The 14,158-nt window shown below is 58.5% G+C and carries 16 protein-coding genes and 1 pseudogene; 7 read left to right on the top strand and 10 right to left on the bottom strand.

Annotation, left to right across the window (positions count from 1 at the left end; genetic code table 11):
• Window positions 1-34: 34 nt before the first annotated feature.
• The 5 genes from CN933_RS17905 to arsH all read left to right on the top strand — a co-directional run bounded on the left by CN933_RS17905 (window position 35) and on the right by arsH (window position 3,271).
• Complete coding sequence (locus CN933_RS17905) at window positions 35-388, top strand: ArsR/SmtB family transcription factor (protein ID WP_102761954.1); 354 nt, start codon at window positions 35-37, stop codon at window positions 386-388.
• On the top strand, window positions 385-912 hold the full coding sequence (locus CN933_RS17900) for an arsenate reductase ArsC (RefSeq protein WP_102761953.1): 528 nt from the start codon (window positions 385-387) through the stop codon (window positions 910-912). Before CN933_RS17905 ends, CN933_RS17900 begins: the two co-directional genes overlap by 4 nt.
• Window positions 909-1,340, top strand: a complete 432-nt coding sequence (gene arsC, locus CN933_RS17895; RefSeq protein ID WP_102761952.1) for an arsenate reductase (glutaredoxin) — start codon at window positions 909-911, stop codon at window positions 1,338-1,340. The genes CN933_RS17900 and arsC overlap by 4 nt, the downstream gene beginning before the upstream one ends.
• Before the next feature lie 87 nt (window positions 1,341-1,427).
• Window positions 1,428-2,495: an ACR3 family arsenite efflux transporter gene (arsB, locus tag CN933_RS17890; RefSeq protein WP_102761951.1), complete on the top strand. Its 1,068-nt coding sequence runs from the start codon at window positions 1,428-1,430 to the stop codon at window positions 2,493-2,495.
• 20 nt (window positions 2,496-2,515) lie between these two features.
• Complete coding sequence (gene arsH, locus CN933_RS17885) at window positions 2,516-3,271, top strand: arsenical resistance protein ArsH (RefSeq protein ID WP_102761950.1); 756 nt, start codon at window positions 2,516-2,518, stop codon at window positions 3,269-3,271.
• A 265-nt stretch (window positions 3,272-3,536) separates the two neighbouring features.
• Here arsH and CN933_RS17880 read toward each other — a convergent pair whose 3' ends face one another.
• From CN933_RS17880 to CN933_RS17870, 3 genes are read right to left on the bottom strand one after another with little or no spacing between them, the layout of a single operon-like run.
• Window positions 3,537-4,712, bottom strand: a complete 1,176-nt coding sequence (locus CN933_RS17880; RefSeq protein WP_102762188.1) for a site-specific integrase — start codon at window positions 4,710-4,712, stop codon at window positions 3,537-3,539.
• A 25-nt stretch (window positions 4,713-4,737) separates the two neighbouring features.
• Window positions 4,738-5,139, bottom strand: a complete 402-nt coding sequence (locus CN933_RS17875) for a type II toxin-antitoxin system VapC family toxin (RefSeq protein ID WP_102761949.1) — start codon at window positions 5,137-5,139, stop codon at window positions 4,738-4,740.
• A complete protein-coding gene (locus tag CN933_RS17870) occupies window positions 5,136-5,393 on the bottom strand; it encodes a type II toxin-antitoxin system VapB family antitoxin (protein WP_018096619.1) in 258 nt (85 codons plus the stop codon). The genes CN933_RS17875 and CN933_RS17870 overlap by 4 nt, the downstream gene beginning before the upstream one ends.
• A 182-nt stretch (window positions 5,394-5,575) precedes the next feature.
• Between CN933_RS17870 and CN933_RS17865 the strand changes: the two genes are divergently transcribed.
• Window positions 5,576-6,715, top strand: a complete 1,140-nt coding sequence (locus CN933_RS17865; protein WP_180980730.1) for an RHE_PE00001 family protein — start codon at window positions 5,576-5,578, stop codon at window positions 6,713-6,715.
• 320 nt (window positions 6,716-7,035) lie between these two features.
• Here the strand turns inward: CN933_RS17865 and CN933_RS17855 are convergent, their stop codons facing one another.
• From CN933_RS17855 to CN933_RS17825, 7 genes and pseudogenes are all read right to left on the bottom strand, one after another.
• A complete protein-coding gene (locus CN933_RS17855; RefSeq protein WP_102761948.1) occupies window positions 7,036-7,992 on the bottom strand; it encodes a hypothetical protein in 957 nt (318 codons plus the stop codon).
• A gap of 147 nt (window positions 7,993-8,139) precedes the next feature.
• Window positions 8,140-8,333: pseudogene (locus CN933_RS32390) on the bottom strand (hypothetical protein); the annotation flags it as partial.
• Between the two features lie 846 nt (window positions 8,334-9,179).
• Window positions 9,180-9,830: an SEC-C metal-binding domain-containing protein gene (locus CN933_RS17845; RefSeq protein ID WP_102761946.1), complete on the bottom strand. Its 651-nt coding sequence runs from the start codon at window positions 9,828-9,830 to the stop codon at window positions 9,180-9,182.
• Between the two features lie 57 nt (window positions 9,831-9,887).
• The gene (locus CN933_RS17840) at window positions 9,888-10,619 is read right to left on the bottom strand and encodes a DUF6602 domain-containing protein (protein WP_102761945.1); all 732 of its coding nucleotides are present in this window, start codon (window positions 10,617-10,619) and stop codon (window positions 9,888-9,890) included.
• Entirely contained in the window at window positions 10,616-11,569 is a 954-nt protein-coding gene (locus tag CN933_RS17835; protein ID WP_102761944.1) for an AAA family ATPase, read from the bottom strand. The genes CN933_RS17840 and CN933_RS17835 overlap by 4 nt, the downstream gene beginning before the upstream one ends.
• Window positions 11,569-12,081, bottom strand: coding sequence for an HORMA-1 domain-containing protein (locus CN933_RS17830; RefSeq protein WP_065662027.1), 513 nt, complete (start codon window positions 12,079-12,081; stop codon window positions 11,569-11,571). The genes CN933_RS17835 and CN933_RS17830 overlap by 1 nt, the downstream gene beginning before the upstream one ends.
• A gap of 7 nt (window positions 12,082-12,088) precedes the next feature.
• Window positions 12,089-13,054, bottom strand: coding sequence for a CBASS oligonucleotide cyclase (locus CN933_RS17825; protein WP_102761943.1), 966 nt, complete (start codon window positions 13,052-13,054; stop codon window positions 12,089-12,091).
• Window positions 13,055-13,169: 115 nt separating this feature from the next.
• On the opposite strand from CN933_RS17825, the gene CN933_RS17820 reads away from it, so the two are divergent.
• Window positions 13,170-14,063: a helix-turn-helix transcriptional regulator gene (locus CN933_RS17820; RefSeq protein ID WP_102761942.1), complete on the top strand. Its 894-nt coding sequence runs from the start codon at window positions 13,170-13,172 to the stop codon at window positions 14,061-14,063.
• The last annotated feature ends 95 nt before the right edge of the window (window positions 14,064-14,158 follow it).

Genomic DNA, 14,158 nt, shown 5'->3' with positions numbered 1-14,158 from the left:
TTGACACTGTCCACATTTCGAGTATTCTCGACATATGGAACAGGAAAATGCAATTCTGGCTCTTGCGGCGCTCGCTCAATCGACCCGGCTGGAGACCTTCCGCCTTCTTGTCCGGCATGAGCCCCATGGGCTGCCCGCCGGCGATATCGCGCGCAGCTTGGCGGTCCCCCACAACACCATGTCGACGCATCTGAATATTCTTGCTCGGGCGGGCTTGGTGTCTTCGGAGCGCCGCAGCCGCCTCATCGTTTACCGCGCGGATGTTTCGCGTCTGCGCGGTCTCACCCTTTTTCTCCTCAAGGATTGCTGCGGAGGGGATGCCGATCTCTGCGCTCCGCTGATCGAGGAACTCAATCCCTGTCGTTCAAAGGAAAAGGTAACCGGATGACCAAGACGACGTTCAATGTGATGTTTCTCTGTACGGGCAATTCCGCACGTTCGATCATCGCAGAAAGCGTTCTGCGAAAGGACGGAGCCGGCAAGTTCAATGCCTTTTCCGCGGGGAGCCAACCCAAGGGCGAGGTCAATCCGTTCGCCATCGAGACGCTTGCAGGCCACCACTATCCCGTCGAAGGGCTTCGGTCGAAAAGCTGGGACGAATTTGCCATGCCCGGCGCTCCCCAACTCGATTTCGTCTTCACCGTCTGCGACAATGCCGCGGGCGAGGCCTGCCCCGTCTGGCCGGGACAGCCCGTGACAGCGCACTGGGGCGTCGAAGACCCGGCAGCCGTCGAGGGGACAGACGCCGAGAAGCGCGTCGCGTTCGCCACGACGCTTCGTTACATGAAACTCCGCATTGCCGCCTTCGCAGCGCTTCCGGTGGAAAGCCTGGAGCGGCTGAGCTTGACGGCAAAACTGCACGAGATCGGCCAGATGGAAGGTTCCACTGCACAGAGGCCCGACGTCGCATGAAAGAGCCGATCGACATCGTCATTTATCACAACCCCGATTGCGGCACGTCGCGGAACACCTTGGCAATGATACGCAACGCCGGAATCGAACCGCATGTGGTCGAGTATTTGAAGACTCCGCCAAGCCGGCAGCTGCTGGAGCAGCTCGTCGTCCGCATGAGTATACCCGTTCGCGAGTTGGTTCGCGAAAAGGGTACACCCTACGAAGAACTCGGCCTCGGCGATCCGGCTCTCACCGATGACCAGCTCATCGACGCGATGATGCAGCATCCGATCCTGATCAACCGCCCCATCGTCGTCTCGCCGCTTGGCGTCAGGCTGTGCCGACCTTCCGAGGTCGTCCTGGATATCCTGCCCCAGGAGCAGAAGGGCGCTTTCGCGAAGGAAGACGGCCAGGTCGTCGTCGATGCGAGCGGCCGGCGCGTCTAGCCGAAGCAGAGCAGAGCAGACCAGAGCAAGCGAAGCGACGCCTCGAGCGAGGCTGCGCACCGGACTTCATTTTCAAGGAGAACGCAGTTGCGTCCCGCCCAACCCACAATCCGCCTCTCGTTTCTCGATCGCTATCTTACGGTCTGGATATTTGCCGCCATGGCGCTCGGCCTTGTGCTCGGCACCGTGTTCACGGGCTTGCCGGCAGCCCTCGACAGTCTTTCCGTCGGGACCACCAACGTTCCGATCGCGATCGGACTCATCCTGATGATGTATCCGCCGCTGGCCAAGGTGCGTTACGAGGAACTCCATCAGGTCTTTGCCGACAAGCGCATACTAACGCTTTCCCTGGTGCAGAACTGGTTGATCGGCCCGGTGCTTATGTTCGGGCTCGCCGTGTTGTTCCTGCGCGACTATCCGGAATACATGACGGGCCTTATCCTGATTGGTCTCGCCCGCTGCATCGCCATGGTTCTCGTCTGGAACCAGCTTGCCCGCGGCGACAATCAATACGTTGCAGGTCTCGTCGCCTTCAATTCGAACTTCCAGATACTCTTCTTCAGCATATACGCCTGGTTCTTCCTCACTTTTCTGCCGCCGCTTTTCGGCCTGGAAGGAAGCGTGATCGACGTGTCCTTCTGGACGATCGCCGAAGCAGTGCTGATCTATCTCGGGATACCGTTCCTCGCCGGTTACCTGTCGCGTCGCATTCTTACGAAGGCAAAGGGCAAGGACTGGTACGAGAACGCCTTCCTTCCGAAGATCAGCCCAATCACCCTTGCGGCGCTGCTGTTCACCATCGTCGCGATGTTCAGTCTGAAGGGCGGCGATGTCGTAAGGCTGCCGTTCGATGTCGTCCTGATCGCAATCCCCCTGACGATCTACTTCGTCATTATGTTCACCGTCAGCTTCTTCATGGCGAAACTGATCGACACCAACTATCCGCGCACCACCGCCGTGGCATTCACGGCAGCGGGCAACAATTTTGAACTGGCGATCGCGGTTGCCATTGCCGCCTTCGGTCTTGCATCGCCAGTGGCCTTCGCCGCGGTCATCGGACCGCTCGTGGAGGTGCCCGTGCTGATACTGCTGGTGCAGCTCGCACTGTGGCTCGGCCGCCGCTACTTCGCCGAAACGGCTCCCGCGGCTGTTTGAAGCATAGGAGATCCTGAAAAATGAGATTGCGCACCGTTCCCGACATCAACCACCTGCCGGCTCTCGACCCTGCCTACGCGCATCGCAATCCGGCGGAAGGCCTCGGTCCGTTGGACCACAAGCCGCGCATCCTGCTCCTCTACGGATCGCTGCGCGAGCACTCTTACTCCCGGTTCTCGGTCGAAGAGGCGGCGCGAATTCTCGAGTACTTCGGCGCGGAGACCCGCCTATTCGACCCTTCGGACCTGCCGCTGCCCGACCAGTTCAAGGGCGACGATCACCCGGCCGTCAAGGAGCTCCGTGAGCATGCGATCTGGTCCGAAGGAATGGTCTGGTGCTCACCAGAGCGCCATGGCCAGATCACCGGACTCATGAAGGCGCAGATCGATCATCTGCCGCTGAACATGGGCGGCATCCGTCCGACGCAAGGCCGTACCCTCGCGGTCATGCAGGTGTCCGGCGGCTCGCAGAGCTTCAACGCGGTCAACACGCTGCGTATCCTTGGACGTTGGATGCGCATGTACACCATCCCGAACCAGTCGAGCGTCGCCAAGGCGTTCAAGGAATTCGATGCGAACGGGCGCATGAAGCCTTCCAGCTACTACAGCCGCATCGTCGACGTCATGGAGGAACTCGTCCGCTTTACGATCCTCCTGCGGCCGCACTCGGCTCAATTGGTCGACCGCTATTCAGAGCGCAAGGAAGCGAAAACGCCGGTTAACCCGGAGACCGACCTCTCCGCCATCGCGATCGCCCCGCAAAAGGGTGCGGCGTAAAGGCCGAGACCGTTCACAGCGGCCACCGATCCAAAGATCTGCACGCTTGAGTATTCAATCGCCGAAGGAGGCGATCGAAGGCGGTTCAGCGATGCCGGGAACGCTGGCCGCCGCTGGCAGAGTGCCAGATATGCTTTCCCAATTTCGCGCCAGTCGGTTCCCAGGTTACTCCCCGGGACCTCGCGGAGGCAAAAATATCCTAAGAGCCGTTAGCGGGCAGTCGTTCGAGAAACGAGCCGATGCATCCTTGAGTGCGCAGCGACGCTTAGACAATCAGCCGGGCCGCTCGTCCGTTCTTCCGTTCCGCGTTGTTGTAATAACTCGCCGCCTGGCTCACTGACTTATGCAGTGACTGCTGCATCGCTTCGGGCAGGGGAATGCCGCGATTGGCCGCCTCGGTGAGATAGCCGGATCTCAAGCCGTGCGCCGAAAACAGCGCCGGATCAAGCCCTGCTTGTCTGCAACGACCTTTCAGGATCAGATTGACCGATTGCGGGGTCAGTGGACGGCGGTCGACATTGCCCCATTGATCGATACGCCGAAATATCGGCCCGTCGTTGATCCCGGCTTCCGCCAGCCACCGTTTCAAGGCGGTCACGGGGCGGCCGATGAGAAGCACCTGTTCGTCATCGTCGACATTAGTCGTTTTGGTGCGGCAAAGGCGGATGCTGAGGCAGGGAAGGGGAGGGGAGGTTTTGTCGTTTGGATCCGCGCGCACCGGCTCCTCATCTTCAAGGTCCTCGACCCGAAGCCCGGCCACCTCCGAGCGGCGCCGGCCGCCGGAGGCAAAGGCGGTCAAAAGCAGCGCGGAGTCACGGAAGTCGACCAGCCGATCGCTGGCACAGGCCTCGAGAAGCTTTAGCAGGACGTCACTGGTTACCGCCTTCTTGCTCTTGCGTTGGCGCGGCCGGCTGCTTGCTTTCACCGCTAGCCTGAGCGCGCTCTTCAGCGACGGCGCGCCGAAGGAACCGGTCAGACCCCGCCAGCGGGTCAAGATCGACCAGGAGGTCAGCCGCCGCCGCACCGTGCCTGGCGCGTGCGGACCGTCGGCCCTCAGCAGACCGTCGCTGCGCAATCCCGCCTCGACACCCGCGGGCATGCCGTGGGCCGGATCGTCAGCGCGCTTGACCGGGTCCCAGAGATGATGGGCGACGAATTTCAGCAGCAGCGCTTCCGGAGCCGGCCAGGGGAGGGTGTCACCGGTGGCGAGGCGGCACCAGGCCTCGAGATAGCCGAGATCGGAGGCCAGCGCCCGCAGCGTATTCTCGCCCATGCCCTCCTGAGCCAGATGCTTGAGTGTGGCGACGTCGTCGTCAGTCAGCAGCGCGGCGAGCTGGTCGCGGCGGTCGAAGGGCAGTATGGCGTCGAGCGCGTCGAGTTCTTCGGCGCGGCGGTGGACCGCTTGGCTGTCCGATTCCGCCGCTCTATGTTTGTCGATCATTTCGGGCTTGGTCGGCAATTGTCCCTCAACCGGATGATGCCGGGTGAATTTTCAGGTCCGTCTGGCCAAAATCGTTCCCTTTGAACAACAGCGGCGCCTTGGCGATCCTCGCAACAGCATAGGAAAAACAGTCGCCCATGTTGAGCGTGGCCGGATGGCGACCTTTGCCGAAGCGGTCGAACGCTCTTTCCGCTTCCCGGTAATGCGCCTCGTCGAAAGCAATCGCCGCGACGTTGGGCAGCTCGACAAGCTGATCGACAATGTCCGAAGAGTTGGGAAATCCTTTGCCTGTCAGCACCATACGCACCTCCAGCAGGGTAGGCCAGCCGATCGCAATTGCCTCCCGACCGACCAACGCCGTGAATCGTTCGGCCTCCGGCTCTGCCAACGCCATCGCCAGAATGGCCGACGTATCGACAGCGATCATCGCGGCAAACCGTATTCGTCGTAGAAATCGTCATGCGCGGAGGTCGTGCCGGCCGGGACCGCACGCCGGCCTTCGGCCATCAAGTCCGACAGGACGTCGATCGGCGTCCGGGCAGACTGCTGGCGTAGTTCCAGATCGTAGTGCTCGAGCGCCTGCTCGACGAGCCTGTTGATCGGCTGACCCGTGCGGCGCGCCAGCGCGTGCGCCAGATCCCGGGCCTTGGTGCTGCGGACGGACAGTTGCGGTTCGGACATTGCGTTTCCTCGATCGAATCCCTTCGAAGATAACGATTCTGGCTCCAGATGGCAAGGAAATCACCTTCAGATGGCTCGCTATCGATACTGGGTCCCTATCGATGGTTAGAAGCCCATCCACAGATCATACCATGTGAGGAACCGTAATATTCAGATAGCGTTCGTTTAAGAAATCATTTACCATGATTTCAATGGCTTATGATACCGCAAAAATCAGCATGACAGCGCTTTTGGAGCCGGCATTCCGCGCCGGTATCGAATTGGCGCGCCTGGACGAACGGATCGCCCGTTCGCCCGTTGGCGCGGGCTTCCTCGAACGCACCCAATTCACCGATGCCTGCGCCTCGATGTGGATCGACGGCGAACTGGTTCATCTCGAAGACCTCGTCCTCCACGATGCTACCCGCGATATTCGCACCCCGACCCACGAGCTGACAATCGCCCGCGATGTGCTGCGCACCCGCCGGCGCATCGCCACCCAACTCCCGGGCTGGGCACTATCGACCGGCGGCGTCCGCACTCTGAGAAAAACCGGGGAATTCACGTCGGCCGCCGCTGACGAGGCGGAGCCGGCAGCTGCCAACCGGCGCCCGGTTGCGACAGATTCGGGAGGGGAGGCCGATGATGGTGATGACGTCGAGAATCTCCCTGGTGTCGACTACGCTGCCATCGATGCGGTTCTTGCCCGATCGGAGGCGGCAATCGAGAACGCAGCACGGCCCGGCCGTGGCATGACGCAAGAGAAAGATTCGATGATCTACGATCTTGACTGGGATGAGGACGCGCGGCTCGAGGAATGGCGCGGTGTGCTGCGCCAGGCCGAACACTTACCGGCGGTGCTGCAGGCGATCGTTGCCCTCGATGCCTGGAACGAGCTTTCCGTCCTGCAGCATGCGCCCTGGCTCGGCCGGCTATTTGCCGCCTCCATACTGCGCCAGGCCGGCGTCACCACCGATGGCCATCTCGCCGCCATCAACCTCGGCCTGAAAACCATTCTCGTCGATCGGCGCCGGCATCGTGATCGGGAGACCCGGTTGCTCGCCATTGCTCACGGATTTTTGGCGGCCGCCGAGATCGGCGTGAAAGAGCATGACCGGCTGACATTAGCGAAAACAATGTTCGAGCGAAAACTGGAGGGGCGGCGGACGTCGTCAAAGCTGCCTGAGCTGGTAGAGCTGGTGATGGCAAAACCGCTGGTGTCGGCCGGGATGGTGGCGAAGACGCTGGAGGTCACGCCGCAGGCGGCGCGGCGGATCGTTTTGGAGCTGGGCTTGAGGGAGATGACGGGGAGGGGGAGGTTTCGGGCGTGGGGGATCGTGTAAGTCAGCTAAGGAGTTAGCCGCCATCAGTCTAGCGTATTAAGACAGTGCAATGCTGGTCCTGGTCAGGTCGAGGTTGTCTCAGATGCGAGAGCGTGGGCATTTGTGGAGGACGCTGTTGCTCGCTCCTATCTCTATCATCTTTGCGGAGCCGGCCACCCCTGAACAAAAACGGGCTGGACGCCTTGAGGATATCCCTTGTTAGTGAAAGGCGCCGGTAAGCAGGTTGCTCGCCAACCGTTCGACAACTGACAGGCGCTGCGGCACGCAGACGGGGCGGCCCTCGTTGAAGGACTCTTTAACGGGCATCGTAACGGTATGCCTCAAGGTGCTGGCTCGATCCGGCCGTGAATGTAGCTGATTCCGTTTGAGCGAGGCCGGCCGCCCTTACCTTCCGGTTTGCCTTCCCCCGGTGGTGGGTAGCTCAACTCTGAGATGATCCAGTCAATCATCGGATGTGCGGTTGCCATCTTGATGGTGTGAGATTGACCTCGTACCGTCCCGGCTCCTCCGGCGCGGGTCAACGCGGCGTGGGAAAGGCGACTGGTGATGTGGAGCAGCTCGGCTACCGTAAACGACCAGTCGTCTGCGGTGCCAGGTGGCATACCGCTCAGGTGAGTAGCTGCTGCGCCGTATCCTGCTTGGCCATCGGCCAGGCGCGCAAGAAAGCTTCCGAGTTCCGTTCCGCTCGCGGTCACGAATGGTGGCACCGCCGTTGGATCGATTTGGTGCCAGCGTTCGGATTTTACCGTCAGGTCGATGCCGCCGTAGCGGCCGGCATCTGTTGGAGAGGCGCCGGTGATTGCCGTCGTGAAACCCCGGCCACGTCGATCGTAGACCTTGGAATTGAATGTGAATACCGGCCATTTCTGATATAGGGCAAGCTGGTCCAATGCACTTCTGCCCGCGACGTTGATCCGACCGGCCGAATCCATTTTTGCCTGTACCAACGCCGCTTGTCGCGTCCACGACTTTCCGTTGGAGTAGTCTATGACAAGTAGCAGGTCCCCGAGCTCGCAAACTTGCGAAGGTCTCGTGTCACTGAAAGTGACGTAGGGAGAGCCGTGACAAAAAACACTATCGAATGTCACGGTCATACCGAGTCCAGCGAGGATCGGCTTCCACACCGCAGCGATTGCCGGGGTTCCGTTCAGCACAAGTTCGGCGACAGTATCCACCTCGCCCTTTGGAGGTGGTGAGCTGCAGCCTGTCAACACTGTCGCGACGGCCGTGTCCGCCGCAATTTCAAGTCGCGCAGTTTGAGTGTGCGAGAAGTTCATGTCCACCCTCGGTGTGTGTCGTGCCGCTAGGCTCGCGGCAAAGCACCAGCTATTTCAATCATACCACCACAGGACGAAACGGGATAGAATCGGGGCACGATGGCGACCTCTTTTAGAGCGCAATGGCTAGGGGACGGAATGTGAACATCATTCGGCCCGTCGGATGTTTCCAGGCAGCCGAGGGCGTCTCAATCCTTGGTGCATCTGCTGCCCGGTGTCACAGGCATAAATTTCTGTGAGATTGATGTGCTCCCGACTGAGCGGCGAGATGAGTCTCAGCAATGGGTTAGGGATATTCAGTCACGTTAACGCAAATGGGTGACGGCGCGGCTGAGGTACACAACCGGCTAGACGACCGAGGACTAGCTCCAGGAAATCGAAGCCGCCGGCTTCTAGGTCGAGCCTAGGCTCTAGCTCCGGAATCCGACGGTAATGCGGCTGCGGTCGATGAACCGAAATGCACGGCCACGAAGCTAGTCCGCTCGAAAAACCGTAATATCCAAAGGCTACGAACGTCGGGGCCGGCGCCAAGATTTACGAATGCGTATTGCAGGACGTCGGGTTCGGCATGGTGGTATTGCATTGCTTCGATAGTCTCGTCTGGAAGCGTATACCTCATCACGTCTGCGACGATCTCGTTGTCTCGTATCGCAGATTGTATGCCATGAAAATGCGCCAGCCCCCTGACAATCTTTCGCACAGTTCGAAGGATACGTTCATCTCGTGCTGGGTAGATCTTGTAACGCTCGCCTCCTAGCTCCGGCACTGGTTCCATCAAAGCAAAAATTTCCCTCGCTCTGCGTACGCCGTCGATCTGCGCGAAGGCTCGGCGGGTGGGGCCATCCCATAGTTCGGTAGCTGAGGCGTTGGGATCTCCGGCTACAAGAATCACGTTTCTGAAGTGTGCGTCATCATCGGAGCTGCCGTTGTTGCAATCGGAACAGCTGGCAATCGTTATTCGTTGAAACTTGCTTCGCGATTTCGACGAGGGATAGAGCGATCGAGGGACCACATGTTCACGGGTAGTCAGTCGGTACTCGCCGCAAAGTGCGCAATTATCCCATCGATTCAGTCTGCCCATACATCCCCTCAGCATTACGATATGCGATCAACTGCCGGCCTGGCAGAACTTGGCAAGTTCCACCTTTAGTTCCGGTCAGCGCAGATGGAAACCTCGCACTCAGATTCTAAAGCTGGACCAAGTTCGAGCAGCACTTCTTGAACTTGCGTCCGCTGAGACAAAAGCAACGATCGTTTGGTCTGGTATGCCTGGCAATATCGACGAACACCGCCCCAAGGCTATTTTGGACATTTCGTGCGAGTGCCGCCAGCTCGTCGCGATCAATTGTGAAGGTGTTTCCAGTCGAACGCCGTTCGATGGTTTCCTGCAGAACATCCGTAGCCGCGATCCAGGGAGACACGCTCGCGAACCTTCCGTGACTCCTCTTGATGTTGATGCGGCGTTTTTGCCCCACGAAATCATACGTGCTCTTCGGGTCGGGCAGGAAAAGGATTTCATTCTCGCCGTTTACATGGGGGGTTATGTCCACAAGCACGCCGTTCGATTCCCAAACCGCATGATGTTCTGCCTCAATGAACACATTCGGCCATTCCCAGACCAGCCACCCGTAGACGAGATTGCCGCCTTCTTTGGATACTCTGGCCATAACGTTGTTGAAGCATTCCGACGGTTGGGAGATCGGATCAGGTCTCACGGGAAGATAACGCGGTTTGACACCTGGGCTTACTTCTCGACAGAAATCGATTATCGCTGAGTTGAGGGCCTTCGGCGTAGTCGTGTAGCTTTTCTTGAAGAGTTCTGTGCTGATCGCGGGCATGGCGGAAGCTCAGTCGTATGATGGCGTGGACTTGTCGTTCGCTTTATCCGTTGGTGACTAGCTCGGAAGATCAACGTCAAGCCACCGCGCATAAGCCCGAATATCGATCATGGGGACGGTCGCCTGTTCCTGCAGCCGAGCGATCAATTCAAAAAGAAAGGCCGTCGCGGGTTTCCGCATGGGCGTTATCGTATTCTCTCCGTCGGCATCGCGTGCGAAGATCCCATGCGCTGCCACGCATCCCAAATCGAGCCGGTTGGATTCTTCGCCGTCCGTAAGCGCCCTTGCGAGAGGGTCGCCCAAGCCCGGCGACCAATCACTTTCGAGCGTTAACAAGCCGCCGATGATGTGCTGCAACGGCTTGGGAGGATATTTCCCGCCAGCATGTGGGATCGGCAAGCTAGTACGATGCAAGGATCGCACGCTCGCGACTTTATTTCGGGCGTACGCCACCTGTTCGGAATTGATCGACTGCTTGGCCTCGAACACTGCATAAACGCTTTCGGCCGGAATGACGGTTTGGCCCTGAAAGGAAAATATGAAGGGCGAGTACTGGCGATCGAACACAACGACGTCGATTTGATCGCTGAATGCACCTGTGCTGTCGACGACGTGAGCAGATGCCGCCTTGTATCGGGTGGGCAAATAGGTCTGTAACATCTCAAGCCAGACGGCCTCACTGGCTTCCCCCTTCGTTCCCGGATGGCCGAATGCCTTGCGGGCGCGACCAAGGCGTTCCTGGATATCGTCATGCAGCTCCGAGAGGAGCGTCTGGATCGACCAACTCATCTTGCAACCTTTTCTGCAGCCACTTCGTCTCGGAAAGCTGGCGTCGCCGTCATGGCCTTGGCAATCTGTACCGCGCGCATACCTTCGACAGGCTTGTGCGGGTAGGCGTCAAGTGCGATGGCCGGAAGCAGCCGTTGGGTGAGATCGGAAAATGTAAAGCCTGGAACATCACCGGCTCCGCCCGTTGCCTCCACGAGCATGTGTAATTGCTCTTTGGAAAGCCCGAGTGGTCCGAGGCGGAGTGAAAGTATATGAAGTCGCTGCTCTCGATTCGGTCGCGCAAACGCTAGAATATCGGCGGCTCGACGCCGCACTGCGGGATCAAGTGCGTTAAGCCGGTTCGTGCACATGATGACAGCTGCGGGTAGCCGCAAGTTTGCGAGCCTATCAATACCTCTGATGAACGCATTGACCCCAGCCCGGTCTTCATGGTGCATCTGCGCGGCCTCTCGGGACTGCGCCAAGGCGTCCGCTTCGTCGACCAGAAGGATGATGCCACCTTTCGACTTTCGGTCGCCCTTCAGCTTGCTTGCCGCCTGGACTGTATGTTCGAATGCGGCCGAAAGCAGTTGCGTCATTTCACCGACGCGTCCCTGACCGCGTGTCGCGAGGCTAAGCGGGAAGAGGGTTATTTCGATATCTTCCTGACGGGCGACGGCGTCTCCTATTGTCTCCGCCAGCTCGGTCTTGCCCGATCCGACGTCTCCTGCGAGGACAACAAGCGGCGGCCGCCGCAAAATCACGTCGAGCAGGGGGCGAGCTTCGGTCGCATGAAACCGGGCAGCCCACTTTTCGAGCCCCTGCGGGTTGACCATAAGCCCGAGGATCTTTGCTAGGCGCGACTTTTGATCGTCAAGGCCGACAAGTCGTGCTAGACGCTCTTGCGGCTCGAAATCGGGATAACTTTGCCGGCGCTCAAAGAGCTCGTCCAATCCAGGCATGTTCTGCATCAGTAGCTCCTTACGCACGAGCGGTCGAGCGCTCGACCTCCGGCTGAGTAGGTATGGTCGGAGGCGAAATAACCGCTTACCGGCGGCTCTGTCCCTGTGGTCCGTTGGAAGGGGAGGCCATTGTTGAACGAATTCCGGTCGCTTTGCGGCAAAGCGAAATACGCATCCGAATAGGCCAGGAAACTTGTAAATGACGCGCCGGAAACATCTTTTCCGGGACGGATTTTACCGGGGTCGTCGTCATTCGCGGTACTATTGGCGAGATCGCGTGCCGTGTACTTCAATGTCGGCTCGATCCAGGAACCGTCGCGCTTAAACCCATAGGTCACAGAAGACAGATAGCCCGCTTTCATCATCGCGACGGCTTCAGCCTCATAGTCGGCGATGGTCTGATCGGTCGGCTTGCCGTAGAGGCGTTGAATGCGCTTAAGGTCAGTTGCGATCTTGGCTGCCATGTGGCGAGCATGTGTAATCGTAAATGTCGCGCTCTCGGTGTAGCTGTAGCTGGACATTGCGGCCTCATACCTGGAACGTGGAACCGAAGACCTTCTGCCAGTAGCCGACGGTCAACTGCTTGCTGGGGGCTGCCAATGCGGCATCGATAGCGTCTCCTGCATCGAGGGCAGCTTCGACGATGTCATCCATATTGGCGACTGTGTAGAGGCGCGAGACATTGTTCAGAGCGTTCACGGGATCGATGATCTTCATTGGCTCTGAGAATGTGCCGATGCTGGAGAGCGGATAGTAATCGGAGAAGGCGATCCGGTCCTTAAGGCCACTCGTTGCGATATAGGTGAAGAAGTGCTGCAGCGCTTCCGGATAGTCAGAGAGGTCAAGACCCTCATCGCAAAGCTTGGCCATGATCAGCTCGATCATGAACGATTTGAACCGGAAGCCGTCGCGTTCCTGTTTCTGGCGGCGGGCCCAAAATTTTACGAGCCGCACGACTTGGGCAAAATGCTTCTCTTGCGACTTCTTTCGTTTGCCGGCAAATTCAAGGTGAAGTGGGATACTCGTCTTCAGGAATGACCCGTCATCCTGGCTGACCAGATTTCCATACCATTGCGGATCACCGTTGTAGAGGATCGGGACGACATCCACGTCCAATCCGGAGCCGCGGAAGGAGACGGTCACCGAGTAGGTCTGAGGGGTGACTTGATCAGCCGCAAAGTTCGGAAAGGCCTTGCGCAGCCGCTCGGCGAGATAGGTCAGCAGGGCGCTTACAGATTGTGGCGCGTCCGCGCCGCTAATGTAACAGGCAACATCTATGTCGTTGAGCGAGCGCAAAGCTGTTCCCTTTGCCAGACTGCCCGAGAGCATCATCTTGCGAAGGGTGAAATCGGGGTGCTCGTCGAGATAGGACTCGAGCTTTTCCCGCAGTCGCCGCGCCTGGGCGCGATATTCTTGCGCCTTGTCCTGCGGAAGATTCACGCGCTCCTCTGCAAAGCTTAATATCTCACGATGCCCTACATGCTCATGGCTCATGCCCATCTCCAAAAACGGCGAACCCTTGACTTCAAAGCCAAGATACTAGATTCCTCAAATATACCGATAGAAACTATATGGGTATAAAATCTATACCCGTCAAGGAATTATATGCATGACCGATGAGAAGCGCCCTTGGACACAAAATCAACGCTTCGAGTTCATGGAATGGAAGCTATTTTGGGAGGGGGCACTCAACCGAAGCGATCTGGAAGAGATGTTTCAGATATCGACGCCACAAGCGTCGATTGACCTTCGGCGCTATCGGGAATTGGCTGGCGACAATATCGCCTATGATGCAACTGAAAAAACTTTCAAGCCTACGGGCAATATCAAGCCCTCTTTCCTCAGAGTTTCCGCTGACCGGCTCCTGCTGCAATTGCGGGCATTGCTGACGGGCGCTCTTCCAAGAAGGGAGGTCTGGTTCCGAGATCTGCCAACTATCGATATGGCGCCTGATATTGTGCGACATGTGGATCCGGATTGCTTGCGTACGATTCTTGCCGCTATTCGCTCTAAGCATTCCATCGAGGTCCGGTATCAATCTCTGACCAATTCACGGACCAGGGAGATTGCTCCTCACGCGCTCGCCTTTGATGGCTACCGATGGCACGTTCGCGCCTGGGCGTGTGATCGTGACGATTTTCGAGACTTCGTTCTGACGCGTATTGATCAGATCAAACCAGGTGCACCCGCGGATTTCGATCCCGAGGACGACCTGGAGTGGAATACAATAGTATCGCTGGATCTTCGGCCGCACCCCGGCCTGACCGAAGAGCAATCCCTTGCTATCGAACGAGACTACGCGATGGCCGACGGTCGGCGAACAATCGATGTTCGGCTATCTATGGCATATTACTTTATTATGCGGATGAACCTGGATCTTGCCGATCTGCCTCCGGCAAGGGCACAGATTTGCTTACATAACCTTGAGGCCGTTCAGAGTGATATCCGAGCGGCGAGAGCTGAGTCAAAGCGTCGAATCGTTGACCGGATAAATCGGAAATGAGCATTGTTGCGCGAGCCGATGGACCTATGCCGTCGCGGTGTAGGACAAGCTGCGGCAACCCTATCTCCTGAACGAAATTGTAGATTTTGTCTGTA

The organism is Sinorhizobium sp. M4_45, from assembly GCF_002885915.1.
GTDB lineage: Bacteria > Pseudomonadota > Alphaproteobacteria > Rhizobiales > Rhizobiaceae > Sinorhizobium > Sinorhizobium meliloti_A.
The sequence above is the reverse complement of the archived record's forward strand: the minus strand, read 5'-3'. Positions and strand labels throughout refer to the sequence as shown.